General features: G+C 57.5%; 26 protein-coding genes, 1 tRNA gene and 1 pseudogene. 13 read left to right on the top strand and 15 right to left on the bottom strand.

Features of this window, described 5'->3' with window-relative positions; genetic code table 11:
• The first annotated feature begins 37 nt into the window (after positions 1 to 37).
• Positions 38 to 241 carry a cold-shock protein gene (locus tag ASE26_RS07445; protein WP_028102570.1) on the top strand — a complete coding sequence of 68 codons (204 nt, stop codon included), beginning with the start codon at positions 38 to 40 and terminating at the stop codon, positions 239 to 241.
• A gap of 121 nt (positions 242 to 362) precedes the next feature.
• On the opposite strand, the gene ASE26_RS07440 is transcribed toward ASE26_RS07445, so the two are convergent.
• A complete protein-coding gene (locus ASE26_RS07440; RefSeq protein WP_057245909.1) occupies positions 363 to 1,268 on the bottom strand; it encodes a LysR family transcriptional regulator in 906 nt (301 codons plus the stop codon).
• Between the two features lie 124 nt (positions 1,269 to 1,392).
• Between ASE26_RS07440 and aceB the strand changes: the two genes are divergently transcribed.
• Entirely contained in the window at positions 1,393 to 2,982 is a 1,590-nt protein-coding gene (gene aceB / locus ASE26_RS07435; RefSeq protein ID WP_057245907.1) for a malate synthase A, read from the top strand.
• A 71-nt stretch (positions 2,983 to 3,053) separates the two neighbouring features.
• Here the strand turns inward: aceB and ASE26_RS07430 are convergent, their stop codons facing one another.
• A complete protein-coding gene (locus ASE26_RS07430) occupies positions 3,054 to 3,701 on the bottom strand; it encodes a 2-hydroxychromene-2-carboxylate isomerase (RefSeq protein WP_057245905.1) in 648 nt (215 codons plus the stop codon).
• A gap of 13 nt (positions 3,702 to 3,714) precedes the next feature.
• A complete protein-coding gene (gene gloB, locus ASE26_RS07425; RefSeq protein ID WP_057245903.1) occupies positions 3,715 to 4,500 on the bottom strand; it encodes a hydroxyacylglutathione hydrolase in 786 nt (261 codons plus the stop codon).
• 24 nt (positions 4,501 to 4,524) lie between these two features.
• Here gloB and ASE26_RS07420 point away from each other — a divergent pair, with 24 nt between their 5' ends.
• The 5 genes and pseudogenes from ASE26_RS07420 to ASE26_RS07400 all read left to right on the top strand — a co-directional run.
• A complete protein-coding gene (locus tag ASE26_RS07420) occupies positions 4,525 to 5,304 on the top strand; it encodes a class I SAM-dependent methyltransferase (RefSeq protein WP_055926328.1) in 780 nt (259 codons plus the stop codon).
• Positions 5,297 to 5,737 (top strand): ribonuclease HI, encoded by a 441-nt coding sequence (gene rnhA / locus ASE26_RS07415; protein ID WP_055926325.1) that lies wholly within the window; start codon positions 5,297 to 5,299, stop codon positions 5,735 to 5,737. The genes ASE26_RS07420 and rnhA overlap by 8 nt, the downstream gene beginning before the upstream one ends.
• Positions 5,738 to 5,782: 45 nt before the next feature.
• On the top strand, positions 5,783 to 6,484 hold the full coding sequence (dnaQ, locus tag ASE26_RS07410) for a DNA polymerase III subunit epsilon (RefSeq protein ID WP_055926322.1): 702 nt from the start codon (positions 5,783 to 5,785) through the stop codon (positions 6,482 to 6,484).
• A 12-nt stretch (positions 6,485 to 6,496) separates the two neighbouring features.
• Positions 6,497 to 6,571: transfer RNA gene (locus ASE26_RS07405), tRNA-Val, on the top strand.
• A 285-nt stretch (positions 6,572 to 6,856) separates the two neighbouring features.
• Positions 6,857 to 7,348: pseudogene (locus ASE26_RS07400) on the top strand (SNF2-related protein); the annotation flags it as partial.
• A 206-nt stretch (positions 7,349 to 7,554) separates the two neighbouring features.
• On the opposite strand, the gene ASE26_RS07395 reads toward ASE26_RS07400, so the two are convergent.
• The 7 genes from ASE26_RS07395 to ASE26_RS29725 all read right to left on the bottom strand — a co-directional run bounded on the left by ASE26_RS07395 (position 7,555) and on the right by ASE26_RS29725 (position 12,002).
• Positions 7,555 to 7,911, bottom strand: coding sequence for a Lar family restriction alleviation protein (locus ASE26_RS07395; RefSeq protein WP_055926316.1), 357 nt, complete (start codon positions 7,909 to 7,911; stop codon positions 7,555 to 7,557).
• 11 nt (positions 7,912 to 7,922) lie between these two features.
• Positions 7,923 to 8,102 carry a hypothetical protein gene (locus ASE26_RS07390; RefSeq protein WP_055926313.1) on the bottom strand — a complete coding sequence of 60 codons (180 nt, stop codon included), beginning with the start codon at positions 8,100 to 8,102 and terminating at the stop codon, positions 7,923 to 7,925.
• 22 nt (positions 8,103 to 8,124) lie between these two features.
• Positions 8,125 to 8,397, bottom strand: coding sequence for a hypothetical protein (locus ASE26_RS07385; RefSeq protein ID WP_055926310.1), 273 nt, complete (start codon positions 8,395 to 8,397; stop codon positions 8,125 to 8,127).
• Between the two features lie 74 nt (positions 8,398 to 8,471).
• Entirely contained in the window at positions 8,472 to 8,873 is a 402-nt protein-coding gene (locus tag ASE26_RS30515; protein ID WP_156397880.1) for a hypothetical protein, read from the bottom strand.
• Positions 8,874 to 9,584: 711 nt separating this feature from the next.
• Positions 9,585 to 10,721, bottom strand: coding sequence for a sensor histidine kinase KdpD (locus ASE26_RS07375; protein ID WP_055926304.1), 1,137 nt, complete (start codon positions 10,719 to 10,721; stop codon positions 9,585 to 9,587).
• Positions 10,722 to 11,099: 378 nt separating this feature from the next.
• Positions 11,100 to 11,348, bottom strand: coding sequence for a hypothetical protein (locus ASE26_RS07370; RefSeq protein WP_057245901.1), 249 nt, complete (start codon positions 11,346 to 11,348; stop codon positions 11,100 to 11,102).
• 498 nt (positions 11,349 to 11,846) lie between these two features.
• Positions 11,847 to 12,002: a hypothetical protein gene (locus ASE26_RS29725; protein ID WP_200953761.1), complete on the bottom strand. Its 156-nt coding sequence runs from the start codon at positions 12,000 to 12,002 to the stop codon at positions 11,847 to 11,849.
• 473 nt (positions 12,003 to 12,475) lie between these two features.
• Between ASE26_RS29725 and ASE26_RS07365 the strand changes: the two genes are divergently transcribed.
• Complete coding sequence (locus ASE26_RS07365; RefSeq protein ID WP_055926299.1) at positions 12,476 to 12,874, top strand: hypothetical protein; 399 nt, start codon at positions 12,476 to 12,478, stop codon at positions 12,872 to 12,874.
• Between the two features lie 117 nt (positions 12,875 to 12,991).
• Here the strand turns inward: ASE26_RS07365 and ASE26_RS31015 are convergent, their stop codons facing one another.
• Positions 12,992 to 13,321 carry a hypothetical protein gene (locus ASE26_RS31015; RefSeq protein WP_162259163.1) on the bottom strand — a complete coding sequence of 110 codons (330 nt, stop codon included), beginning with the start codon at positions 13,319 to 13,321 and terminating at the stop codon, positions 12,992 to 12,994.
• On the opposite strand from ASE26_RS31015, the gene ASE26_RS07360 reads away from it, so the two are divergent.
• The 3 genes from ASE26_RS07360 (at position 13,296) to ASE26_RS07350 (ending at position 15,634) form a co-directional block, all read left to right on the top strand.
• Positions 13,296 to 13,676, top strand: a complete 381-nt coding sequence (locus tag ASE26_RS07360; RefSeq protein ID WP_055936475.1) for a transposase — start codon at positions 13,296 to 13,298, stop codon at positions 13,674 to 13,676. The two genes, ASE26_RS31015 and ASE26_RS07360, sit on opposite strands and share 26 nt — an antisense overlap.
• Positions 13,673 to 14,020, top strand: a complete 348-nt coding sequence (gene tnpB, locus ASE26_RS07355) for an IS66 family insertion sequence element accessory protein TnpB (protein ID WP_055936472.1) — start codon at positions 13,673 to 13,675, stop codon at positions 14,018 to 14,020. The genes ASE26_RS07360 and tnpB overlap by 4 nt, the downstream gene beginning before the upstream one ends.
• 78 nt (positions 14,021 to 14,098) lie before the next feature.
• Complete coding sequence (locus ASE26_RS07350; protein WP_373922103.1) at positions 14,099 to 15,634, top strand: IS66 family transposase; 1,536 nt, start codon at positions 14,099 to 14,101, stop codon at positions 15,632 to 15,634.
• Positions 15,635 to 15,669: 35 nt separating this feature from the next.
• Here ASE26_RS07350 and ASE26_RS07345 read toward each other — a convergent pair whose 3' ends face one another.
• The 3 genes from ASE26_RS07345 to ASE26_RS07335 are packed head-to-tail and all read right to left on the bottom strand — an operon-like array spanning position 15,670 to position 21,325.
• A complete protein-coding gene (locus ASE26_RS07345) occupies positions 15,670 to 16,830 on the bottom strand; it encodes a T6SS immunity protein Tli4 family protein (protein ID WP_057245900.1) in 1,161 nt (386 codons plus the stop codon).
• Between the two features lie 46 nt (positions 16,831 to 16,876).
• On the bottom strand, positions 16,877 to 18,571 hold the full coding sequence (locus ASE26_RS07340; protein WP_055926292.1) for a triacylglycerol lipase: 1,695 nt from the start codon (positions 18,569 to 18,571) through the stop codon (positions 16,877 to 16,879).
• A 3-nt stretch (positions 18,572 to 18,574) separates the two neighbouring features.
• Positions 18,575 to 21,325 (bottom strand): type VI secretion system Vgr family protein, encoded by a 2,751-nt coding sequence (locus tag ASE26_RS07335; RefSeq protein WP_082591308.1) that lies wholly within the window; start codon positions 21,323 to 21,325, stop codon positions 18,575 to 18,577.
• Between the two features lie 211 nt (positions 21,326 to 21,536).
• Here ASE26_RS07335 and ASE26_RS07330 point away from each other — a divergent pair, with 211 nt between their 5' ends.
• Positions 21,537 to 22,079, top strand: coding sequence for a hypothetical protein (locus tag ASE26_RS07330; protein ID WP_055926286.1), 543 nt, complete (start codon positions 21,537 to 21,539; stop codon positions 22,077 to 22,079).
• A gap of 405 nt (positions 22,080 to 22,484) precedes the next feature.
• On the top strand, positions 22,485 to 22,844 hold the full coding sequence (locus tag ASE26_RS30505) for a hypothetical protein (RefSeq protein ID WP_156409896.1): 360 nt from the start codon (positions 22,485 to 22,487) through the stop codon (positions 22,842 to 22,844).
• 144 nt (positions 22,845 to 22,988) lie between these two features.
• Here the strand turns inward: ASE26_RS30505 and ASE26_RS07325 are convergent.
• A protein-coding gene (locus ASE26_RS07325) for an IS3 family transposase (RefSeq protein ID WP_373922408.1) occupies positions 22,989 to 24,445 on the bottom strand; the annotation gives its coding sequence in 2 pieces (ribosomal slippage) (positions 22,989 to 24,058 and positions 24,058 to 24,445; 1,458 coding nt in all).
• Positions 24,446 to 24,534 lie beyond the last annotated feature (89 nt).

Here is a 24,534-nt window from a genome sequence, read left to right as displayed (position 1 = left end):
CGGGCGTAAAGCTCATTTAACTGTAATAGGAATTGTAATGGCAACTGGTATCGTAAAATGGTTCAACGACGCAAAGGGTTTTGGCTTCATTACCCCTGATGAAGGCGGCGAAGATCTGTTTGCTCACTTCTCGGCTATCCAAAGCAACGGCTTCAAGTCGCTGCAGGAAAACCAACGCGTGTCCTTCGACGTGACCTCCGGCCCAAAAGGCAAGCAGGCGTCGAACATCCAGCCTCTGTAATCGAGACGGATCAAAACGATAAAAAATCCTCCAATTCGGAGGATTTTTTTTCGTCACTACACTTGGGCCCGTGTCACGTTCGGGGCACGTTTGGGGTGTGACCCCATGGTGTGACACGGTCTCAGCCTTTGCGCCAATAGCCCGGCTGGGCGTATGTATGGCGCAGGAAGTCGACGAAAGCGCGGATGCGGAACGGCAGGTGGCGCCGTTGTGCGAATACGGCGTAAATGTCGTTGCCAGGCGCCGAAAATTCGTTGAGCACGGGTTTTAGTCGGCCTGCTTCGATATCGGCGCCAACTTCCCACATCGAGCGCCAGGCCAGGCCTTTGCCGGCCAATACCCAGTCGTGCAGCACGGCGCCGTCGTTGCAACTCATATTTCCCGCAATTTTCAGCGTCACGTTTTTATCGCCTTGACGGAAGGTCCAGCCGCGCTGGCTGCCTTCGCTGCTGATGGTCATGCAGTTGTGCTTAGCGAGATCCTCCAGCGTTTTGGGCACGCCGTGCCGTTTCAGATAGGCCGGGGTGCCGACTACCACGCGGTGGTTATCAGCCAGCTTCACGCTCACCAGGTTCGAGTCCGACATCGAGGCGATGCGTATCGCCACGTCCACGCCTTCGCCAATCAGGTCCACCACCCGGTCATTCAGGTTCAACGTCACCGCCACGTCACGGTGTTCCGCTAAAAAGGAGGGGACCAGGGGGGCGACGTGCAGACGCCCAAACCCTGCCGGCGCGGAAATCATCAGGTGTCCCGTGGCGCGCGCGCTACGTTCCGCGACGGCCGCTTCGGCGCTTTCGAGTTCGACCAGGATGCGTTGGCAATCCTCAAGGAAGGCAGCGCCTTCGTCCGTCAGCGCCAGCTTGCGCGTGGTACGCTGGAGCAGTTTGACGCCAAGCCGCTGCTCCAGCGCGTCCAGGCGGCGCCCGATAACGGCGGGCGCTATGCCTTCCGCGCGAGCCGCGGCCGACAGGCTGCCACGATTAACCACTTCTACAAAGGTGGAGATTTGCCTGAACTGACCCATAAGACCTCATTTATGACTAAAAAGCACAGATGAAGTGCGTTTTAGTCTTGTTTCTCTATGTTTTTAGTCAATATACTGGAAAACATCGAATCACAACACTAATCATCAATCACGGAGAAAGACTATGAGCATCACTCTGCCAGCAGGTATGCAAATCACAGGTGAAATCAAGCCAGGTTTCGAACGCGTGCTGACCCCGGAGGCACTGGTCCTGGTGGCCAAGCTGAGCCGCGAATTCGAGCCGCGCCGCCAGGAATTGCTGGCCAAGCGCATTGAGCGCGCCAAGCGCCTCGATGCCGGCGAGCGCCCCGACTTCCTGGCCGAAACCGCCCATATCCGCAATGGCGACTGGAAGATCGCTCCGATTCCTAAGGCCCTGGAATGCCGCCGCGTGGAAATCACCGGCCCGGTCGACCGCAAGATGGTCATCAATGCGCTCAACTCCGGCGCTGACTCCTACATGACCGACTTCGAAGATTCGAACTCGCCGAACTGGGATAACCAGATCTCCGGCCAGGTCAATATGCAGGACGCGGTGCGCAAGACCATCACGCTGGAACAGAACGGCAAATCCTACAAGCTGAATGAAAAGACCGCCACCCTGGTGGTGCGTCCACGTGGATGGCACCTCGACGAAAAACATGTGACCGTCGACGGCAAGCGTGTTTCGGGCGGCATCTTCGACTTCGCCCTGTTCATGGTCCATAACGCGAAAGAGCAGCTGGCGCGCGGCGCCGGCCCATACTTCTACCTGCCGAAGATGGAATCGCACCTGGAAGCCCGCCTGTGGAACGACATCTTCGTGATGACCCAGAATGAACTGGGCCTGCCACAAGGCACCATCAAAGCGACCGTGTTGATCGAAACCATCCTGGCGGCCTTCGAGATGGACGAAATCCTGTACGAGCTGCGTGAACACAGCTCCGGCCTGAACGCCGGCCGTTGGGACTACATCTTCAGCTGCATCAAGAAATTCAAGCTGGACAAGGACTTCTGCCTGGCCGACCGCGCCAAAGTCACCATGACTGCGCCGTTCATGCGCGCTTACGCACTGCTGCTGTTGAAGACCTGCCACAAGCGCAATGCACCAGCAATCGGCGGCATGGCTGCGCTGATCCCGATCAAGAACGATCCGGAAAAGAACGAAGTGGCGATGGGCGGTGTGCGCAACGACAAGGCGCGCGATGCGACCGACGGCTACGACGGCGGCTGGGTGGCTCACCCGGGCCTGGTGGAACTGGCCATGGGCGAGTTCAAGAAAGTGCTGGGCGATGCGCCGAACCAGATTTCCAAACAGCGCCCGGACGTGGAAGTCACCTCCGCCGAACTGCTGGACTTCAAGCCGGAAGCGCCGATCACGGAGGCTGGCCTGCGCTACAACATCAACGTCGGCATCCACTACCTGGGTAGCTGGCTGAATGGTAACGGCTGCGTGCCGATCCATAACCTGATGGAAGATGCTGCGACCGCGGAAATCTCGCGCTCGCAAGTATGGCAGTGGATCCGTTCGTCGAAGGGCGTGCTGGAAGACGGCAGCAAGGTGACGGCGGACATGGTGCGTGCGATGATTCCCGAGGAATTGGCGAAGGTGAAAGCCACCGCTCCGGATGGCTCCACCCCAGCCTACGATCGCGCGGCACAGATCTTCGAGAAGATGTCGACTTCGGAGGCGTTTGAGGAGTTCCTGACGCTGCCGCTGTACGAAGAAATCTGACCCTGTCTGCTCGCAGGCCAGCGACGTAGGTTGTGCGCATTCGGGTCTGGCCCTTTGGGCCAGACCCAGGTTTACCGGTTTTGACGAGTAGCTAGAGGCGCCCTGTCAAGAAACTCCTGCAAGCGCGCTTCATCGATACGATGGCCCGCAATCCGGTGCAGCAAGCTGTCGACACGATCCGCCCCCCAGAACAGCTCCCCCTCAAAAACAAAACTCGGCACACCAAAAATGCCATCATTGATGGCCTGCTCGGTCGCCCGCGCCAGTTCCGCCTTCACCTCCGGCGTCCCAGCAGCAACCAACGCATCCGCATCCAGTCCGCAATCGCGCGCCACCCGCGCCAACACTGCGAAATCCTGCGCATCCTGCCCCAGTTCCCAGGTCGCCGCCATCACCGCAGTCACAAACGCAATCCGCTCCGCACGACCGCTAATCGCAGTCGCCATCCGCAGCATTGGCAGGGGATTGAAGGGGTGCCCCGGCGGCCCCGCAAACTCCAGCCCCTGCGCAGACGCCTGCCGCATCACATCGCGGAAAGTCAGCACCCGTTTCGCCGGCACCTCCGCCGGCCCCACCAAGCCATGCTTGTTCAGCATCGCTGCAAACAAAACAGGCACCATTTCAACCTGCACGCCAGCCGCCTCGATGCGGGCAATTTGTTTGGTTGCCAGCCACACGAAAGGGCTGATGGGATCAACATACATGCGGACGGTTTGCATAAATCTCCTCAGGTCAGAAGTTATTCTTCCACTCCCTTAGCGCCGCGAAGACGGCAACCGGTGGCTCGCCGCCGCGCAGTTTACCGGCTTCGCGCAGCTGGGTAGCGATTTCAGGCTCACGATAACGCAGGAAAGGGTTGGTGGCGCGTTCCAGGCCAATGGTGCTTGGTACGGTCGGCTGGCCGCGCTCGCGTGTCGCAGTATCGACCGCCACCCGGGCCCCCAGGGCTGGATTCCCCGGTTCCACCGCACTGGCGAAACGCAGGTTGGACAGCGTGTATTCATGGGCGCAGAACACCTTGGTCGCATCCGGCAGCGCCGCCAGCTTGCCGAGAGAGCTGACCATCTGCTCCGGAGTGCCCTCGAACAGTCGTCCGCAACCGCCAGCGAACAGGGTATCGCCGCAAAATACCCAAGGCTCAGCGCCATCCCGGACATAAGCAATATGGCCGAGGGTGTGGCCCGGCACGTCCAGCACCCTGAATGACAGGTCCAGCCCCGGCACCTCTAGATGGTCGCCTTCACCCAGCGGAACGGTCACTGCTGCGATACCATCATGGCGAGGACCGAAAACGGGCACCCGGAAATGGACCAAAAGCCCCGGCACGCCCCCAATATGGTCAGCATGGTGATGGGTGAGTAGAATGGCGGTAAGTGTCAGGCCATGCTGCTGCAGGGCGGCAAGAATCGGCGCCGCATCGCCGGGATCAATTGCCGCAGCATTGCGGCCATCGTGGACCAGCCACAAGTAGTTATCCTTGAAGGCGGGAACGGTCAGGACAGAAACAGGTTTGCTCATGGGCTCAGTAAATAAAGGGAATGCATGGATAGCGCAACATCCGACGAATCCATTATAGCGTTCGACAAATGGCTGGAAACACCGCCGGGTGCATACGTGCGCGCCTGGGAGCAGGCATGCCTGGACAAGATGGTGGCGGATATCTTCGGCTTCAATGCAGTGCAGATTGGGATGCCGCAAATCGACGCCCTGGCCGCCAACCGCATGCCGCACCAGTGGCTGGCCGACATCCGCCTGCACCCGCGTCATTCCGGCGCCGGCCGCGCAGTCGCGGTCACACTGGACAGCGTGGAACTGCCATTCGCCACCAACAGCATGGACCTGGTGGTGCTGCCGCACGTGCTGGAATTCTCCGCCGAACCGCACCAGGTGCTGCGCGAAGTGGAAAGGGTGCTGATTCCCGAAGGCCAGGTCATCGTTTGCGGCTTCAATCCCGCCAGCCTGTGGGGATTGCGCCAGCTGAGCGGCCGCCTGACCGGATCGCACTACCTGCCGAAAGCAGGTGAGTTCATCTCCATGCCGCGTATTAAGGACTGGTTAAAATTGCTGAATATGGGCGTCAGCCATACGCACCTGGGTTGCTACGCTCCGGCATGCCGCACCGACCGCTGGCTGGCACGCTACAACTTCATGGATCGCGCCGGCCCCAATTACTGGCCGTATTTCGGTGCGGTCTACATGGTGCAGGCGATCAAACGCGTGAAAGGCATGCGCCTGATCGGACCGGCCTGGAAACAAAAAACGGCCAAGGCAGGTGTACCTGTCCCGGCCACCAACAAACACAAAGAAAGACTCGATGGATAAAGTAGAGATTTACACCGACGGCGCATGCAAGGGCAATCCCGGCACCGGCGGCTGGGGCGCATTGATGATCGCGGGCGACGCAAAGAAAGAACTGTTCGGCGGCGAACTGAATACCACCAATAACCGCATGGAGCTGACCGCGGTGATCGAATCGCTGAAAGCCCTCAAACGCCCGTGCGAAGTAGTGCTGCACACCGATAGCCAGTACGTCCAGAAGGGCATCAGCGAATGGATTCACGGCTGGAAGGCGCGAGGCTGGAAGACTTCGACCAAGGAGCCGGTCAAGAACGCCGACCTGTGGCAAGCGCTGGACGCCGCGCAAGCCTTACACACCGTCGATTGGCGCTGGGTGCGTGGCCACAACGGCCATCCAGGCAACGAGCGCGCCGACCAACTGGCCAACATGGGCGTGGAAACGGTCCGTCGCAAATAAGGCCTGCTATACTTCGCCGCTTGCTACGAACATATTCGTGAATTTATGCGTCAAATCGTCCTCGATACCGAAACTACCGGCATTAACCCGAAACAGGGTAACCGAATCATTGAAATTGGCTGCGTTGAGCTGTTTGAACGCAAACTGACCGGGAATAACTTCCACGTCTACATCAATCCTGAGCGTGATTCGGAAGAGGGCGCATTGGCGGTGCACGGATTGACCACCGAATTCCTGCGCGATAAACCGCGCTTCCATGAAGTGGTGGAGGATCTGCGCACTTATATCCAGGGTGCGGAAGTCATCATTCACAATGCACCGTTTGACTTGGGCTTTTTGAACCACGAGTTCAATATGCTCAAGCTTCCGACCTTCGATTCCCACATCGGCGGTGTGATTGACACCCTGGTGCAGGCGAAGGAGATGCGCCCAGGTAAACGTAACTCGCTGGATGCGCTGTGCGAACACTTCGGCATCTCCAACGCCCACCGCAAGCTGCACGGCGCACTGCTGGATGCCGAGTTGCTGGCCGATGTTTATCTGGCCATGACCCGTGGCCAGAACAGCCTGGGCATGGACATCGTCATCGAAGAAACCGGCAGCGGCATTGCCATGGCAGAAATTGCCTTGGCTGAAGTCATCGTGTTGCGCGCCAGCGAAACGGAAGAGGCGGAGCACAACGCACTGCTGGACGGTCTGGACAAGGCAGTCAAGGGAACTTGTGTTTGGCGCAACCCTAGTCTATAATAGCGCCACTTCGGGAGGTTAGCTCAGGGGTAGAGCACTGCATTCACACTGCAGGGGTCGCAAGTTCGAAACTTGCACTTCCCACCAAGAATACTCAAACAAATCAAAGGCTTGCGAATTCATGTCGCAGGCCTTTTTTGTTTGGTGTGGAAAAAGTGTGGAAACCTGATTCCAAGGCAGTAGGCGGCGCTGTTTTAGTGTCGTTTAGGCAACTGAACTTGCGCCTAGTTGCTCTGATCGCCACATGTAACTAAAAGTTCATCCTAGCTAACTCTGATGCTGGTCAGAAAGCGCTGCATATGGGAAAATTGGACAGAGTGGCAACAAGTATCGAACAGCGGAGGACCTTTGAGCCAGGTTGACGGATCACGCATTACACCGCATCAACGTAAATATTTGGCCTGGCTGCTGACAAGGCGCGCAGCTGGCGACACAGTGGAATCGCTTGCGACAACGCTGGTCGACTCACAGGTTGATCTTAATCCTCATCAAGTTGAAGCCGCGCTGTTCGCATGCCGCAATCCTTTGTCACGCGGGGTGATTCTTGCTGACGAAGTCGGGCTAGGCAAGACGATTGAAGCCGGTCTCGTCATTACACAACGGTGGGCGGAGCGGCGCCGTAAGATTCTCATCGTTGTTCCAGCGAATCTTCGAAAACAGTGGCATCAGGAACTGCAAGAGAAATTTGGTCTCCGGGGCCTGATATTAGAAGCGAAGAACTTTGCCGCCATCCGGAAGCAAGGCGGAGGAAATCCGTTCCACTTCGAGGACGGTCCGCTCATTTGTTCCTATCAGTTTGCCAAATCCAAGGCAAACGACATCAAAGCAATTGCATGGGATCTCGTCGTACTGGACGAAGCGCACATGCGCCCTTTCCCATCCGAGCAGATGAGGTCTTGGGAAATTCCGGTACCACCGCGCACCAAAAAGGCCGAGGAAGGCCTTTCCCCATGAGTGCAGCGGATAGTCTCATGTGTACTCTTTCCTGTCGGCCAGCTCCATAACGAACCGCTCAATTCACATGCCCGTCGTCCGAGCCGTGGCGGTACAGGTGTGCGTATTTCTCGATTTTAGGTGCGGGCACCACCCGCTGCGGTAAGTTGAATAAACTGGAAAATGCGCTGTGCCGCATCCACATGGCCGGCGTCTACCAGCAGCTTCCATGCGATGCGAAGGTCTGAATGAATTTGCGGCGGGAGAGTGGCCGGCGAGGCCCGCCGGGCGTTCCATTTTGCAGCGGCTCCTTCTTTGCTTTCGTCTCCTTCCGTGTCTACGTGGACCGCGCAAGTATTGCCGATGCAGCCCGCCAGCCAGGCGTTCACCGGTTCTTCGATGCCGTTCCGAAAATTACCTTGGGCCTCCCGATAGAAACCCGCTGGACCACCGCAAAATGGGCATGAGGCCAGCATAGGGTCGAATTCGAGCATGAGCTTCCTCCTTAATTCCGCCCAAGGCGGGTATTCGGTGCATATTGTGTTTCGCACTGTGCATCGAACAATAGGCCGAGAACGATGCTGCCGTATCCTGCTTGCTTGCACAGCTCTCGGTCCCGCTGGAGCGCTTTGAGGGCATCCTTAAGTGCTTCGTTTTCTGCTACCTCTTTGTCGTTGATGCTCACGGCGTTTTTCCATCGAGGTTAGTTACGCAGTAAGGCGCTTCTGCTGAGTCTCGTTACTAACGCATTTTAGCCACTTGCCTTTCAAAGTGACCTCGACCTTGTCACCAGGTGCTGTGAGCGCAGGGAGTTCGATCACGCGCTCGTACTCGCCAAACATGGCCCCGCCCTGCAGTACAATGGGCGTCGCTTCACCGTGGAGAAGAAGTACATACCGGCCCGAATTTTCACCCGTGTAAGCGAAGCCGATGCGCTCAACGGTTCCGGAATGTTGCGTTTCTTGCCGCGATCCAAACATGTGATATTTTCCTTAGGCCCGGCATGCGGGCCGTGCGGTTCAGGTGCGGCGCCGCCAGGGCGCAGGTGATTTTCCTAACTGTTCAATGTTGCCGTCAAGGCGGCAACCGATGGATGTCTAGCGAGTCGTGGATTCTTTTGAACCAGTTCGAGTACAGCAGCTTTCGCGCCCGCGAGTTCGCACTCGCAGCGTGATAGGAGTTCGACGGTGGCTGCATGGGAACCTCCGCAAAGCTTTCGACTAACGCTGTCACGAATCTCTTGCGTGCGCTTCAATTCGTGGATGGCGTCGCTCACTTCCTGCCTCTCCAGCAGGCGGAAATAAGCCTCGTCCTCAGCGCGTTTGGCTCGTTCCGGGTTCCATGGCGCGCGATCTGACGCTTGACGCCGTGCTCGGCTCTTACGCGGCGCCGCAGTGGATTCCTGCTGCTGTTCCGCCGCCGAATTTTCTTCGTCAGTGATATGTATCGTTGACATGTGTTATTTTCCTGGTTACTTCCGGCGGAAGAAGAGGTGGTAAGCAACGAACAGCGCGATGATGATCGGAACTGCCAACGTCCAAAAACCAAAGCTCATTTGTGCCGTAGCCGAGCTGTTCTCGATACCAGGAAAAATCACTGTTTACCTCAACCAGAGTGTGACACTGGCCGAGCGGACTCCCCATGCCAAGCGCCGATAGGCAAGGTCTGGATCGATGTCCTGTCCCATTCGAAGGAGCAATCATGTGAGGACGCGATTCGTGCTATCGTGATTTAGTCGAAACCACTTGGTGCATTGCCATGTCATTCTCCCCAGAGCGTCGGCATGAGTGCGTGAAGGCAACGGTCATCGATCATGCCATTGATCTGGTCTGCACGCATGGCTTGTCTTTTGCAGAAACATATCTTCATAACCAGAGATTGCGTAACGAGACGATCGCACGTGTCCTGTCTGCCTCCCAGGACCAGCACCGCAAGCACGAATGTGCCAGCCCGCATCATGAGTTACCATATGCATCAGAGTCGCAGGACACCAGCAATACGCCTGCCCGACAGCTGAGTTATAGTTCGCGCCCAAAACTTGGGCATCTGCGTTGATGTGGCGAGCGCCTGGCTGACTAAGAAATCAATGTAACACGACGCTTTCGGAACAATACGTCATCCGTCGAGCGCAACCCACGCCCCCAGCTGGCGAATAAAGTGTCGTCGGCTATTTCAAGGTGACCGGCATGGCATGGCGTGGGAGCGTAATGGTAAATACACAGCCAACATCAGGCATATCACGAACGCTGAGGCGACCTCCATTTTCGACGACAAACTGTTGAGCGATGGTCAGCCCCAACCCAAGACCCGAGCGGTCCGCGCCGCCTTGCACAAATGGCTGGAACATCCGATTGGCTAAGTCGGCGCCAAGTCCGCCGCAATGGTCAGCAACCTCGATCAGCACACTGTCATCGACGGCGTGACATACCATCGTTACCTCAGTGTGCAAGTGCGTGAATTTGAAGGCATTCTGCAGTAAGTTGACGACTGCAGCCAGAAGCATCGGCCGATTCCCCTGGATGGCCAATCGTGGATCTACTGGCAAAATGTTCAGTCGGCACTCTTTCGCAACTGCCGCCAGTGCGGACGTCGCTTCGACCTCAGCGGCAAACTCGGCAAGGGATATGAGATTCCCTATGCCCAGTTGGTGTCCATGACGTACCAGCGATACGGTGCCATTAATCATGCTTCCTAAGCCATCTAAGCTTCGCTCTAATATAGCCCCTGTGGCACCTCCCAGGCTGAGATTGCCGGTCTTGCAGGCTGAATACGCCAACTTGGCAGTACCAAGCAAGTTGCGTAACTCATGGACAAAGAAGCCCATCCGTTTGTTCTCTTCGGCATCGTGCCGGTCTGACTCAATAAAATCGTGTTTAAAACTAAACGCGGTCACCGCATAGGCAATGGCGTTGTCAAGACAGCGATTCAAGGTCCGGAACTCATCGACGGAAAAAGGAGCGTCACGCTCGACCGCCAGATCGGTTATCGCCTGGCACAAATCGCCGTAGTTGTGAACGACTTCATCCACCGTAAATCCCAGGGCAAGCATGTCTTCGCCATGAAGTGTTGCGGATACCCCTACCTCGCCGTTGCCGACCCCGCTATCCTGGATAATGGAAATAAATCGACCTTCGAGGACCTGATTCAATTGTTCCGACAGCAGGATGCGGATCAGCTGCTCAAGAAATATCGGCACGCCATTCTGCAATTGCTCGGCAGTCGCGAAGTGCTCCCGTTTGGCAACTTTTGCCCGACAACGAGCGATGAGCTCGCAGCGATTATGCGTAAGGAATTCGTGCAGCATGGCAAATTTCCTCTCTGCTTCAGCAGCGCCTTATCGAATTTTGAGGACCGGGCCAGTGGACACCTAACTTAGCCGAATCATGACCCCTGAAATCTAAAGTTGCCTCCGTACTTTCATTATAGATAGGAAATTTGGCGATATTGCGTCGCCATGTCTGGCCCCGAGCGAGCGAAGTGCAAGGCCATTGGCCGGCAGCGTGCAGATGGTGATGGCCAGCAGGTCGCAATCCACGTCGTTCACCGCGAGAGAATTTTTCGCAGTGCATGGACAAATTGAAGAAGACGGTTGGGTGTGGATCAAGTCGGACAGAATTATGGCGGTCGTATTTGATCGGACAGCGACCCGTTGGACTGGGCCTGAAACGGTTTGCTAAGGAGGTTATTGCGTCCGCCATGCGAGAACATATTCCAGTGCCAGCGAGCGCGCCTCGATGATCGCCCCTCGTGCATCGTGAAAGGTCGGTGTAGTTAAGGTCTCGATCGGGGGAAGGCCCCTCTCTGAAGGGGCGCTGATCCAAACTAACTGTGCCTGAAATCCATCGGCCACTGCTTCAACGAATAATTTGTAAGTATAGCCGTCGATGGCATGGATCTCGTCTGCCAGAGTAGGAGGGCATTCTTGTTGCATTGGACCTCCATCGTCGAGAGATGGCTGCATATAACTTTCATCTTAGTATGTTTTTTCGGTCGAGTATTGGCAGATATCGCAAATGATGCAGGCAAACGACATTGAGCAAGGGCAGGGAGCGCGAGCTAGGCAATGAAAATGGCCCGCTAATGCGGGCCAACCCGACGATGGGCAAATCGATCAAGAATCCCGGCGGGATCTCCAAACGTTTGGTATGTGGAGGTAGAACTCCTTCTGAACCAGACAAAAGTCGGTAATCTTTGCTTTGAACTTACACTTAATATGTAAGGCCGAACGTGCTGAATTTCACATTTGGGCGTTGATTAGGCGGACAAATTTTCCGCTGGCTATCACGGGAACCGTGAAAGAAGAGCACGACGGCGTCACGCGTTAGGCAAAGCGCCGCGATTGGGTCAGTGTGTACAGTTCATCGAAAAGGCTCATGGGTTCCTCCTGTCGTGATCCATGACTCCATGCTATGGCCGCAAACCGGTTCGTCTAGTGGACTGCTTGCGTTGCTGAGAAGGCCGCATCGACGGCGTATTGGTCGAGATCAATGACAGCGTCCGCCATTTCACTCAGCTCCTGTGTGTGCGAAATGAAGTACTCCTGGCGGTAGCCCCCGATGCGGAGTACCTCGCGCTTCATGGCCATGAACTGGCGCTTATGCTGTGCATCGAAGGTGCCATCGGCTTCATCGGAAAACAGGGTGCTGGAGCGTCGGCTGAGCGTGGCGCCAGAGACGTCTTTCGGTTCGAGAATACTGGCTGCGTTGTCACGGCGTCCGATGGAAAAGTATTGAAGCGAAGCGAACTACACCAGCGAGAGAATATTGTCATTCCCATAGGTTCAACGCTAACAGCTGCATGCTTGAATCCGACGTAGTAAAGTCGGCGGTCATTGATCGGGCGCATAGTTCGGGAAGGACGGAAGTGGTGAAGAAGGTCGGAGTTCCCCACATCGATGCGTACGGAACTGACCCTTTTGTGAACCTACAGCAATCGAAATGTACTGGATTCCAAACAGCGATACTGGCTGTACATGTGTTCCTCTTTCCGTTCCTGTGCCGATACCTGGGTCCTGGCGATGCGGAGTAAGAGCTAGCCCCAAGAAATAAGGTGCCGTTCATGAATATTTCGCTGACGATCATTTGTACCATCGCCGTTGCACTCGCAACAGCGATTGCGTTCTTAGCCCAAGACGATGTGAAGAATGGCGTGATCTTTCCTTGGCAGTTCATCGCTTCTTGTGTGATCGGCTTCCTGATCACGCATGGGGAGTATTACGTGCCAACGTTTGCATGGATGTACGGCCATTTGGCGGATGACGGGATCGCGGGAGGGTTTCTGAGTGCATGCGTGGCCGCTCTCGCCGAAATCTGCGTGGCCAGTCTCCCTATGTTGGCAGGGATCGCACTGCATGTTTTTCTGTCTGCTTGGGACGAGCGCTTCCCGCTGACGACATATACTAGGCTGTCAAGGCGCGACTGGTTGGTTTCGTTCTTACGCGGTTTCGCTATCCGTTAGGGAGATAAGCCCTTCGAAAGGCGCAAGTAGCTCAGCACACAATTCACAGTTTGTTGCGCATAACTACGGTGCCGCCGTGGGAAGTGGGGTCATTTAGGCGAACGACATTAGGCATGCTCAAGTCTCTTTCGATAGCATGCCGCGATCGTCCAGTAACGTTGGTGCCTCCAGGCTGCTTGGGACTTCGGCATATTTCACCAGTCGCCAGACGGTATTGGTGTCGATTTGGGCGTTGGCGCCCTTTAAACGTTCGATGAAAGACAGGTCACGCTGGATGACTGCGGGAGGCATTGTTTCGCCTTGCTGGAAGAGACGGGGGCTACCATGCACGGTAAGCGTCTTATGAGTACCGTCTGGACGGGATAATTTCGTCCCAGCATGATTGAATTTTGGCACAGCAGTTGTGCCCACAAATTCGATTATGGACACAAATTTTCGACCAGTCATTCAGCGCGGTCCGCGCGGGAAGTATCGCCAGCATTCCCTGGAGTTCAAGCGTTCGCTGGTGCAGTTAGCTTCACAGCCTGGTGCGTCGGTGGCACGCATAGCACGCGAGCACGGCGTTAACGCAAACCAGGTGTTCACCTGGCGCCGGCAATTCGAATCAGCGGAGCTGGTGGCCGGTGCGCCGGCCCAAGGCAGCAAGCTGCTGCCGGTAGTGATGGCGGCATCATCGTCGGAGCCGGAGGCGGCTACAGCCACCAGCAACATCACGCTGGAGATCGGGCGCGTGCGGTTGCGTATCGAGGGGCAAGCCGACGCCACCACGCTCGCCCAAGTGCTGGAGCGTGTACTGCGATGATCGGTCTGCCTGCGGGAACGAAGGTTTGGCTCGCCGCCGGCGCCACGGACATGCGCAGTGGTTTCAACGGCCTGGCTGCGAAAGTTCAAACCGCATTGGAAGAAGATCCGTTCAGCGGCCACGTGTTTGTGTTCCGTGGCCGGCGCGGCGACTTGATCAAGCTGCTGTGGTGGACCGGCGACGGCTTATGCCTGCTGGCCAAACGCCTGGAGCGTGGGCGCTTTATCTGGCCGCAGGCCAACAGCGGCAGTGTGGCGCTGACCCAGGCCCAGTTGTCGATGCTGTTGGAGGGTATCGACTGGCGCCGGCCGGAACGTACCTGGCGGCCGCAGTCGGCCTTGTAAACGTGGCACGATCTGCGTAAACTAGGCCACATGCTCAACGCCGCCGAACTCCCAAACGACATCGAAGCGCTCAAAGCCATGCTGCTGGCGAAAGAGATTGCGTTGGCAGCGCGCGATGCGGCGCTGGCTGCCAGCGAAGCGAAGGTTGCACATCTGAGCGCGGAACTGTCCACCCGAGCGGCCGAGATCGAGCATCTGAAGCTGGTGCTGGCCAAGCTGAAACGCATGCAGTTTGGCCGCCGTTCGGAAAAGCTGGACCAGCAAATCGAACAACTGGAACTGCAGCTGGAAGACCTGGAAGCCGAAGCCGCCATTGCGGAAGCACAAGCGCCAACGGAAGTGGCACCGCGCAGGAAGGTCGAACGCAAGCCACTGCCGCCACACTTGCCGCGCGAAGAACGGGTGCAGATGCCGGCCAGTGACGCCTGCCCGGCATGCGGCGGGAAGCTGAAGCAGCTGGGCGAGAGCGTGTCAGAGCAGCTTGAATATGTGCCGGCCAGCTTCCGCGTGATCCGCCACGTGCGTCCCAAGCTGGCCTGTGCCTGCTGCGACGTCATCGTGCAGGCACCGGCCGCCAGCCGACCGATTGAGCGTGGCATGGCCGGCCCAGGCCTGCTGGCGCACGTGCTGGTCGCCAAGTTCGCCGACCACATCCCTTTATATCGCCAGAGCACCATGTACGCTCGCGAAGGTGTGGACTTGGAGCGCGCTGTGCTGGCCAGCTGGGTCGGCGCCGCCGGAGCACTGCTGCGCCCACTGGTCGATGCCTTACGTCGCCACGTGTTCGCGGCTACGAAACTACATGCCGACGACACGCCGCTGCCGGTCCTGGCGCCTGGCAATGGCAAGACGCGCACGGCGCGTCTTTGGACCTACGTGCGCGATGACCGTACCAGCGGCGACAGCTCGCCGCCAGCGGTATGGTTTGCCTATACGCCCGACCGCAAAGGCGAACACCCGCAGGCACACCTGGCCAACTTTCGCGGCATCTTGCAGGCCGATGCATATGCCGGCTTCAATGCCATTTACGAAAGCGGCCAAGTGCTCGAAGCCGCGTGCTGGGCACATGCCCGGCGCAAATTTTATGATCTGCATGCAGCGCGGCCATCGGCCCTGACGACCGAAGCGCTACGCCGGATCGGCGAGCTGTATGCCATTGAAGACAGCATACGGGGAAAACCGCCCGACGAGCGGTGCACCACTCGCCAGCAACATGCCAGGCCACTGCTCGACGACCTCGAACGATGGCTGCACGCCACGCTCGCTACGCTGTCGCGCAAGTCCGATACGGCGGCCGCCATCCTTTACTCGCTCAAACTGTGGCCGGCGCTGACGCGCTACTGCGATGACGGCCGCATCGAGATCGACAACTCCGCCGCCGAGCGAGCCTTGCGCGGCGTGGCCCTGGGTCGTCGCAACTTCCTGTTTGCAGGTGCAGACAGTGGCGGCGAACGCGCTGCCGCCATGTATGGCCTGATCGGAACGGCCAAGCTTAACGGTGTCGACCCCGAGGCCTGGCTGCGCTACGTGCTGACCCATATCGCCGACCATCCTGTGAATCGGGTGGACGACTTCCTGCCCTGGAACTGCGCCGACAAATTCGCCGGCGTTTAAACTCCGCTTCCCAGCGGTGTTGGGAACATCATCGGTTAAAGTAGCGTGGCGCTCAAGACGGCGCTGCGTTGACGCTTACCATGCACGTCACGATCGGGGCATTGCCAATACCCGGTCTGCGGGCAAACCACTCCGGTTCGCGCAAGTTCACCTAGCGGTACCGGACTGCCGGAATCAGCCCGCGGTGATGGCTTTTCGCCTGGACTGCCTTTGCCTTCATCTGTTGGCCGAAGACGCAGCGAATTCAGGATCCTTTCCCACAGATCGAGCATTTTCTCGTCAGTTAGGCTAATCGGCTGAGGGTCCAATCCACCGTCGGAATTACCTGATTGAAGGTCGATGCGTATCTGGGGATGAAGCTCATCGCCTTGCAATCCCGGCGCTTCCCAAGTGAACAGGTGGGCCTGCTGGCCATGGTCATTTGGAGCTTTCATTAGCCATTCTTGGCCAGGATTCCCAGCAACCGTTCGGTTACCTTCTTTGATATTGCGAACTCCACCGAGGGTCGCACCTAGAATTCCTAAGGCGCTGAAAACGCTTGGCTTGCGAGATAACAATGATTCAGGCGGAGCTCCAGCGTTGAGATTAGTGGAAAGGTCAACGACGATGTCGCGGTGCTGCTTGAGCCGAAATCGGATGTTCAGACTCTCGTTCCCGCTCGTGCCGCCATCAGCGAAGACTGCTTGCTCAACGCAAAAGCCAGGTACCGAAGGTGCGTCCAATCCCCTTGCCTGAAGCTTGGAGACCATAGTTCCCATCCGAACAACGGCATTTTCCATCCTACCCGGATCGGCTCCTTTATGAAGCAGGTATCGCTGGCCGCTAAGCCAGCGATAAGCGGCAATATCTACGGCGATATGCTGATAGTCACTGTCCCAATAGCCGAAAACACGGGTGTTCTCGTCTGGCGCGGTGCTTTTCAACAGAAGTGAGGACCCTGACTTATGCTTGGTATCCTTGAGTCGCTTTTCAAATGAACTGACTTCTTGATTGAACTCGTCGAACCCCATAGGCTTGCGTTCAAGAGTCGCAAAGGCATAGTCATAACTTCCGCCAACATAGTCCGCTTCTGCGGGAAGATCGATTAGAAATCGGCCAATGCAGTGCGTGGTCCAGCTATCTTTTTTTGTTGTGTCCATCATTTGATCCTTGCGAAGTCCAATCGGGGCGGCGCTCACTTGTGCAGTCACGACCATTAGCAGTATCGTTGTTGCAATCCGTTGGCCTAACTTTTCTCCTGCTCTAAGCATTATTAACCTCGTCTAAGATCCCGGAGTTCAGCGTCAGTTTGACGATCGAATATAGCGTTAGGCCTGCTGTTAGGTCGTTGCTGTAGCTGCCTTGATGGTCATAACTTACGTGGCCTTTCCGCTTACCCTCGTGCCGGAAAATTTGTCTCACGAATGGCTTAGGCGCCTGGCCGGATAGTTCAGGCACGGTGCCATCGCCAGGTATGTCGGGACCTGCAATTTCCAGTGCACATATCTGCTCGCCAAATTTCACTTTCACCGCACCATTCAAATCATCGTGGATCAACTCACCTTGCACGAAGTCGGGAACGGCGGTTTTGGCTGCCCAGCGTACTTCGCCCCACGCCGATTGGGCGGTGTCCGCTGCATAGTATGCATGACAGTTTTCGTGGTATTGCCCTTTTATCCGTTTATGAAACTCTTGCGCGACAAGCAGCGCTTTCGAATAGTTTGCAAAGTCGGGGTCCGCGTAGTCCGCGTCTGTCGTGGAGGAAGTGCTCTGATTGCGTTCAGTGGAGCGGTCTTCGTTTAAAGGGTTGATTAATTCCGATTTGACTAGGCGCCACCAATCGGCCTTGTTCAGATAAACCTGATCGTATGGATCGCCCTGCCCAAGGAAGGACGTTACCTCGTTCTCGGGAATCTTTTCTCTGCTGTAGTGCGCTCGCAGCCAATGTTGGGCGCCACCAGGCAGCTTTGCCTGATACTCTGCAGTCGGGAGCAACTCCATTGGGCCAGGAGCTTGCGTCAAGACCGCTGTGGCTTCCGCGGCATTGCGGCCCAGGAGAACTTGTTCAACGCCTTCAAAACCCGCGCGCATACGTTTGTAAGTTGCAGGTGCGCCGATGGCGGGCATGACACCGTGTAGGACACCCAATACCTTGTCGCTTTTGCCTTGCAACTGCGTGCACGCCCGCGCCACCAAACCACCCATGGAATGGGTGATTAGGATTACCTTCTCGCAGTCCTTGTTCAACGTGCTTTTGTAGAAGTCTGTAATTGCGTCGATTTTCTCGACCAGTCGAAGGACGGAGACGTTGTTCGATTGCAGCCAGTTATAGCCAACGGCGTGCACAGGATACGCAGCGTTGGCAAATCTCTTCAAGTCGTCGGGCGTGATTTCCTCGAACGACTTTTCCGCACCGAACTGATGGATTTTTTGCTGCTCCAGAACCAGCTGTACCCAGGCATCATCGGGAGTGCCGTCGATCTTCAATATGTCGTGCAAACGCTCCTGAAGGGTATTCAGGATACGTCCGTAACTGTCGCGATGGAGTTCTCCCCATCCGAACAGGCGTGCCAACTTCTCAGGATCGAGGTCCGGCGCCCCCTTTAATTGCTTCTCAACCTTGCTGGTTAGGCCGACAGGACCGTCAGCATCGACCTCGACCCGATCTGGATGCAGGACCTTCTTCCTGGCAGCAGCGTCTTTGCCCAGGTATTGGATAACTTGGACGAGACCTGCCAGTTTGCCATTTGGTGGCCGCCACGCATGCCCCTTTCCATTTTTCACGCGAAGGTTTGTTCCCATGATTCCGGGAATAAAGACGATCGGGATGATGCGTTTTGGGTAGAGTTTGACAAGTGCGCGCACAGGAAAGCCTTCCGGGGACAGCACGGACTTCGCGCGCACAGTCTGGCCATCGTACTCAGATCGGACTTCTCGTGTTGGTGTGTTCTCTGTCATTTCTCAGTTCGTTGATTTGGCGTCGTCAAGGACTTCAATGTCGGCGATGAGCATTTCTTCCTCTTTACTCAGCTCCGTCTCGCCTTCGGCATTGGTTTTTCCGCTGATGACATTGCCGTTGTTCAGTTTGATGATGTAAGACGCGCCTTTTACCGGCGCGTTACTGCCGATGTAGCGGACGATGAATTTTTCGTCAGCTTTGACGGTGCTCTTCGGGAGATTCAGGGCTTGGGGAGTGGCGTCGCCAGGCCCACTATGCGCGAACGTGGCAGACTTGACTGTGTAAGCACCACTGAGCTGGTGGGTGAGGGCGCCGCCTCCATATGCTGACTGCGCACCCTGGCTGACGATGCGGACCTTCGGCGCCTGGATCACGATCTCTTCAGCGGCCGACAGCACGATCTTTTTTGCCGAGGTCAGTTCAATATCGTCCTGGTGGGTCTGCATTTCGATCTTGCCTGCGGCGGCAATCAGCTTCATGCCCAGTTTATGCGCGAACACGCTCACGCTTTGGCCGGCACGAAGCAGCAAATTGCGGCCCGCCGAAGCCTGCGTATTTCCGACGCTCACCACGTCCACGTGCGTTTGGGCGCCGATGACGATGTTGTCGGAACTACCCAGGATTGCGCCGGCCGGCGCGTTCACCGCGACGATGGGCAGACCGCCGGCGGGATCGCCCTTTCCGCCGTCGGTATTGCTGCCTTTTTCCCATTGCTTCAGGTGGCCAATCAGCTGCGCCAAGGGCTTGCCATCGCCTTCATCGGCGTGATGCGTGCCGGCCAGTTCGGCCAGTTGCTGCTGAATGCTCTGCAAGGCGTCCGCCAAGCCGGTCAGTCCATCGCGTTCCAGCTGGCGGCCGGCAGCGCGCAAGTGCGCATCGGCGCTGATGTAGACACCTTGCGCCCCTTTGATTGCGACGGCGTGGTCGCTGCGCAGCTCCGCGCCTTCACCGCGCGGGCGGCCCTCGCCGTTGTAGCGCGGATCGGTCAGGTAGCCGAGATTCAGTTCGCTATGCCCGTGCTCACTCGCGAGCTGCGCGCTGATCTGGCCGGGCGTGTCGTCAACACGCAGCTGGTTGTAACGCGCACCCTGGACCTCTTTGCTTTTGATCCCGGAAACGTAGCGGTTTCCGGGCAGCCCTCCAGCGTGGCTGAAGGTCGGCGGTGGTGTGGTCCCGCCATGCACGCGGCCGGTGATGATCGGTTTGTCTGGATCGCCGCCCAAGAAGGTGACGATGCATTCATCCCCGGCGCGCGGCAGAGAGATTGTGCCCCACTGGCGGCTGGCCCATGTGCCGGCAACGCGCACCCATGCCGAATCGCGGTCGCTGCCAGAAGCGCCTGCGCCGGTGGCATGGTCTTCCTGCCGACAGGCCGGGAAGCGGATCTTCACCCGTCCTAATTCGTCGCAATGCACCTCCTCGCCGGGCGGGCCGACCACGATCACGCTCTGCGCCTCGGTCCGCGGCAGGTCGATGCGCGGATCGTAGGCCGGAACGATGGCGGTGCCGCGCCGCACGCAAGTGAAGTGATTCGTATAGCGCACGCCGCGTTCCTCGCTGGCCTGTTCCAATGCGCCATGCCAGCGGTTTACGGCGAACAGACGGCGCGCCTTGTCGTTCAGGGCCTTGGGCAGGTTGTTTGCCGCATCGATGTGCAACTCGGTGATGATGAACTCGCGTTCTTCGGAAGGGTGGGCATCGATCACGGCATGCCCGGTCACCGCAATCCATTGGCCGATGCACAAGTCGCGCACGCCGCTCTCGCCCCGATAGCATTTCGACTCGTACTCGTGGCGCAGCATCCGGAGGGTACCGAGGCTCCTGTAGTCGGCACTGGTATCGCCGGCATGCGGCACGTCCACCAGGTAGTCGGCCAGCATTGCCGCAAGTTGGTCTCCCCATTCGCCCTGGTTGTTGCGTCCTGACTCGTCGCTTACCGACATCTGGCCGCCGGCATAGTCCCAGCTCTGACGGCTGATCTTTCCAGGCCGCAGTGAGCGCACAGCATGCCAGGCAGTGATGCTGTCGCGGGCTTCGGTGCCGTCGTCGCGATGGTAGCGCACCGTGCCGGCGGCATTCTTCTCCAGCGACGTCGCGTCGTCGAACAAGACCAGCGAATGCGCCGGAACGCCGCCATTACAGTCGCCGCTCGCCTTGCCGGGACGGATGAACCACGCGATGCCGCGCCGCTTCCAGAGGCGCCGCAAGAATTGTGCGTCCGATTCGTTGTACTGCATGGTGAATTCGCGCGGTGGGTAGTCGCGCAACTGGCCGAGGTCGAATTCGAAAGCACGGGCCATCATGGGCGTGCGCTGGCACCATTCGCTTAGAAGCATCTGGGTAATGTCGATCTCGCTGGCGTTGCGAAATACACGCGTGTTCGTACGCAGTTCCATGATTGCCAGCGCGTCGCGGATGACCAACTGGTAGGTGGCAAGGCCACCATCGCTTTGACCTTCGACGGCTTCGGCGACAATGCCGCACACGGAGCGCAAGTCGCCACTGTCGGTGACGAACTGGACTTCGGCTGGCAGGGCGATGAACTGCTTGGTCGGCAGGCCGGCCTTCATGGAGACGCAAAGCAGCCTGTATTCGATGCCGCCGCAGACGGTTTCCGAACCGCTTACGTGTTTGACCAGCAGGAGATCGTCCTGTGTGTCCGACAAGCGCAAACGGATCGGCCGGCTGGTACCGGCCAACGATCCGAGCGGCAGCAACCCCGCGAGCGAGTTTGGCAAACTGTTCAGTTTCATGGGCAAAAATCCTGGCGAAGCGCTGGAGTGCGGGAAACGCAGCAAGTTGCTAGTCACTCAAGCGTACAAAAAAAGCAATACATTATAAATGGACTAATGTTTCTTAGATTCGCAACTTTTCAATCGTGCGCGCCTGTTTATCGGCGACGCTTCAATCCCCGCTGGGTATGGTATTGTTGGCTGATTGCCAACCTTTTTTGGTGTGCCTGGGATGAGCGACAGTGTGGATTGGATTGTGGTGTTGGATGTGTCGCTGGAAGAGGCTGCGACCTTGGCGGACCAGGTCATAAATTGGTTCGTGCAGGAGAAGATCATCCTGCCGGATGCGGTGGCTTCCTCGCGTGGCAACAAGATGTGGAGTCGTGCCTGGGCCCACAAATGGGATGCCGACCTGACTTTTCAGACGAGGCCCGCGCAGTGCGGGCTGGAGATTGCGATTGGCCGCCGCGTGTTCGACGCCGGGGGGCAAGGCATTGACGCGCTGGTGTGTCCCGCATGCGGAACGCGTCACGAACCCGACATCCTTCCGTGGAGTGACGCTGTAGGTGCATGGCACGCAGGGGATGACCAGAGCGCGATGAAGTGTCCAGCATGTGGCGTTGAACAATGCATTGGGGCGTGGCATTTCGATGTTCCGTGGGCACTCGGAAATTTGGGTTTCGGCTTCTGGAACTGGACGATCAAAGAGCGGTTGGTCCAAGAGGTCGCGTCACTCATCGGGCGTCGCTGCCGCCTTGTAAGACAGCACCTTTAGAGTCGCGCGATGCCAAGGCCTTTTGAATCGCTTCGAATTCATCTTACAAGGCAGATTTGTCAGCACTCCTGTAGTTCGGCGCCAAGGAGCTAGAACTCCAAGGCTTTCCCATCTCTATTCTGGAACCTCGCTGAATTCCGTACTTTGAGCACTCAAGTTGAGGATTAACAGCCTTCAAGCCGAGGCACGGACACTGTCGCATCAAATCCACAATGTCGAGTTGACCATTTCTGCAGTAACCCCTTGTCACCGAGCACCCGTCACTCAATTCTCCGAGAGGATGTTGAAAATAACTCGGCAGCTGTGATTATTGGTGAGAATCCCCATGTTTTTGCTGTCTATTCTAAATGTAGTTGCTGAGCCGAATCACCGTATCTGCTGAATCTATTCACGTGTGGAGAGCTTATGCGTGCCGAAAAAATCTATATGCAGGCGCTGATTCGTATCGCCAAAAGATTGGCAATTTGTGTTGTGAGTTTAATCGCCGTCGGACAAAACGCATTCGCACAGTTGCCGGAAGGAACGCTAGGGTGGTGGTATCTGGCACCCGGTAGCGGCAATTACGCTCCTGACCCGGTTACTGCCTGCCAGTTGACGGCGCGTAACCACATGGGAACGGATCTCCTGGAAATGCGCCGACACCCAACACTTGTTTGGTACGACTGCAAATATCCTCATTTTTTAAACGTAGGTGGAGTGAATTGGTACGGATCGACCTACCTTGAGTGTGCATCAGGTTATGTCGTCCGCGGAGCGTGTCAATGAATTTGAAACACCTTGTTGAATTGGTGAGTGTCTAAATCTCGGATTTCAGGCAGCTTTTTTCTCCATGGTCGGTGGGTTGATCNCGGAGCGTGTCAATGAATTTGAAACACCTTGTTGAATTGGTGAGTGTCTAAATCTCGGATTTCAGGCAGCTTTTTTCTCCATGGTCGGTGGGTTGATCCAAGCAGCCGTGGGCAGTTTCTGCGGTTGCGGCATACGGTTTTTGAAGCGGTTCGGCGTGCGCTGGTAGGCGCTCGCCAAAGTGGCTTGGCGCTGCTTGCGCACTTCGGCGGCACGGCCGGTGTGGACGCTCTCTGGCGTCATCATGCCGATGCCAGAATGGCGATGCTGCTGGTTGTACCAGGTGAAGAACTGGGCGCAATGAGCGCGGGCGTCGGCCAGCGAGCCAAAGCGCACTGGAAAGCCTGGCTGGTACTTCATGGTCTTGAACTGCGCCTCCGAGTACGGGTTGTCATCGGAAACATAAGGCCGGCTGTGCGACTTGGTGATTCCCAGGTCTGATAGCAGCGTGGCCACCGGCTTGGAGCGCATGCTGCTCCCCCGGTCGGCATGCAAGGTCAGCGCACCAGGSGCGATGCTTTCCTTGGCGGCAGTGTCGGCAATAAGCTGCTCGGCCAGCTCGGCCGTTTCGTGCTCGGCCACCATCCAGCCAACCACGTAGCGGCTGAAGATGTCGAGGATGACGTACAGGTGGAAACATGTTCCCCTGATCGGCCCCTTCAATTTGGTGATGTCCCAGCTCCAGACTTGGTTGGGCACCACGGCCAGCAGTTCCGGCTTGGTGTATTCGGGATGTCGCAGCTGGTTGCGCCGCTCGCGCACGGCGGCACAGCCTTGCAGCAGGCGATACATCGTACGCACCGAAGCCACGTAGCGCCCTTCATCGAGTAGCTGGGCGTGAATGGCAGCCGGCGCACAGTTGGCGAAGCGTGGGCTGTTGAGCAAATCGAGTACCACTCGCCGCTCCAGCTCCGACAGTGCCAGTGGTGGACGCTTGGCTGGCGTAACGGTGATCGATGGCGGCAGTGGGCGAACGTTACGCGCAACGCGATCCCGATAAAAAGCGCTGCGTGGCAGGCGCAATGCGCGGCACGCGACGCTCACGCCGACTTGTTCGGCCAGGCTGTTGGCAGCGCTGATCACTTCGGCTCGCTGGGCGTGTCGCTGGTATCGAGCCCCAGCAGAGTGGAAAGTTTTTTTTGGACGTCAATAATCAAGTCCGCCTTTGCCAGCTTGGTGCGCAAACGTTCGACTTCCTTCTCTAATGCCTGAACACGGCGCGCTTCGACAGCGCCGGAATCGACTTTCGGTCCGCGCTTGCGTTCCAGCGCGGCGGCTTCACTGGCCTGCTGCCGTTGCTTGCGCCATGTCGCCAGATGCGACGAGTAAATGCCCTCTCGACGCAGCAAGGCGCCAATGTCACCAGGGGCCACGCAGGCGTCGGCTGCTGCCAAGATGCGCAATTTCTCGGCCTTGGAGAAGGTGCGACGTTTGGCAGTGGGTACAACCTCGGGGTCGGGACGCTGGGCCTCGGCAGACGATGCGTCGTTGGCGTTGCCAGGGACTACTGGAGTGCTAATTTGATGCTTTCGGTTGTGCATATTGGGGACCTACCGCTGTACTCTAAATTATATCGGGTAGGTGTCTCAAGTTATATTGGCACAGAGGG

The sequence above is a fragment of the Duganella sp. Root198D2 genome (assembly GCF_001428585.1).
In the GTDB taxonomy this organism is placed as follows: domain Bacteria; phylum Pseudomonadota; class Gammaproteobacteria; order Burkholderiales; family Burkholderiaceae_D; genus Rugamonas.
Note: the sequence above shows the minus strand (reverse complement) of the source record. Positions and strands in the feature narration are given on the sequence as shown.

What these genes read in the sequence shown, in the direction of transcription:
- aceB (WP_057245907.1), top strand. Translation starts at nt 1,393, where the DNA reads ATGAGCATCACTCTGCCAGCAGGTATGCAAATCACAGGTGAAATCAAG.
- ASE26_RS07360 (WP_055936475.1), top strand. Translation starts at nt 13,296, where the DNA reads ATGGACACAAATTTTCGACCAGTCATTCAGCGCGGTCCGCGCGGGAAG.
- ASE26_RS30515 (WP_156397880.1), bottom strand. Translation starts at nt 8,873, where the DNA reads ATGTCAACGATACATATCACTGACGAAGAAAATTCGGCGGCGGAACAG.
- ASE26_RS07345 (WP_057245900.1), bottom strand. Translation starts at nt 16,830, where the DNA reads ATGGTCGTGACTGCACAAGTGAGCGCCGCCCCGATTGGACTTCGCAAG.
- ASE26_RS31015 (WP_162259163.1), bottom strand. Translation starts at nt 13,321, where the DNA reads ATGACTGGTCGAAAATTTGTGTCCATAATCGAATTTGTGGGCACAACT.
- ASE26_RS07330 (WP_055926286.1), top strand. Translation starts at nt 21,537, where the DNA reads ATGAGCGACAGTGTGGATTGGATTGTGGTGTTGGATGTGTCGCTGGAA.
- ASE26_RS07430 (WP_057245905.1), bottom strand. Translation starts at nt 3,701, where the DNA reads ATGCAAACCGTCCGCATGTATGTTGATCCCATCAGCCCTTTCGTGTGG.
- tnpB (WP_055936472.1), top strand. Translation starts at nt 13,673, where the DNA reads ATGATCGGTCTGCCTGCGGGAACGAAGGTTTGGCTCGCCGCCGGCGCC.
- ASE26_RS07395 (WP_055926316.1), bottom strand. Translation starts at nt 7,911, where the DNA reads ATGCTCGAATTCGACCCTATGCTGGCCTCATGCCCATTTTGCGGTGGT.
- ASE26_RS07440 (WP_057245909.1), bottom strand. Translation starts at nt 1,268, where the DNA reads ATGGGTCAGTTCAGGCAAATCTCCACCTTTGTAGAAGTGGTTAATCGT.
- ASE26_RS07365 (WP_055926299.1), top strand. Translation starts at nt 12,476, where the DNA reads ATGAATATTTCGCTGACGATCATTTGTACCATCGCCGTTGCACTCGCA.
- ASE26_RS29725 (WP_200953761.1), bottom strand. Translation starts at nt 12,002, where the DNA reads ATGGCCATGAAGCGCGAGGTACTCCGCATCGGGGGCTACCGCCAGGAG.
- ASE26_RS30505 (WP_156409896.1), top strand. Translation starts at nt 22,485, where the DNA reads ATGCGTGCCGAAAAAATCTATATGCAGGCGCTGATTCGTATCGCCAAA.
- gloB (WP_057245903.1), bottom strand. Translation starts at nt 4,500, where the DNA reads ATGAGCAAACCTGTTTCTGTCCTGACCGTTCCCGCCTTCAAGGATAAC.
- ASE26_RS07445 (WP_028102570.1), top strand. Translation starts at nt 38, where the DNA reads ATGGCAACTGGTATCGTAAAATGGTTCAACGACGCAAAGGGTTTTGGC.
- ASE26_RS07350 (WP_373922103.1), top strand. Translation starts at nt 14,099, where the DNA reads ATGCTGCTGGCGAAAGAGATTGCGTTGGCAGCGCGCGATGCGGCGCTG.
- rnhA (WP_055926325.1), top strand. Translation starts at nt 5,297, where the DNA reads ATGGATAAAGTAGAGATTTACACCGACGGCGCATGCAAGGGCAATCCC.
- ASE26_RS07340 (WP_055926292.1), bottom strand. Translation starts at nt 18,571, where the DNA reads ATGACAGAGAACACACCAACACGAGAAGTCCGATCTGAGTACGATGGC.
- ASE26_RS07335 (WP_082591308.1), bottom strand. Translation starts at nt 21,325, where the DNA reads ATGAAACTGAACAGTTTGCCAAACTCGCTCGCGGGGTTGCTGCCGCTC.
- dnaQ (WP_055926322.1), top strand. Translation starts at nt 5,783, where the DNA reads ATGCGTCAAATCGTCCTCGATACCGAAACTACCGGCATTAACCCGAAA.
- ASE26_RS07375 (WP_055926304.1), bottom strand. Translation starts at nt 10,721, where the DNA reads ATGCTGCACGAATTCCTTACGCATAATCGCTGCGAGCTCATCGCTCGT.
- ASE26_RS07385 (WP_055926310.1), bottom strand. Translation starts at nt 8,397, where the DNA reads ATGTTTGGATCGCGGCAAGAAACGCAACATTCCGGAACCGTTGAGCGC.
- ASE26_RS07420 (WP_055926328.1), top strand. Translation starts at nt 4,525, where the DNA reads ATGGATAGCGCAACATCCGACGAATCCATTATAGCGTTCGACAAATGG.
- ASE26_RS07370 (WP_057245901.1), bottom strand. Translation starts at nt 11,348, where the DNA reads ATGCAACAAGAATGCCCTCCTACTCTGGCAGACGAGATCCATGCCATC.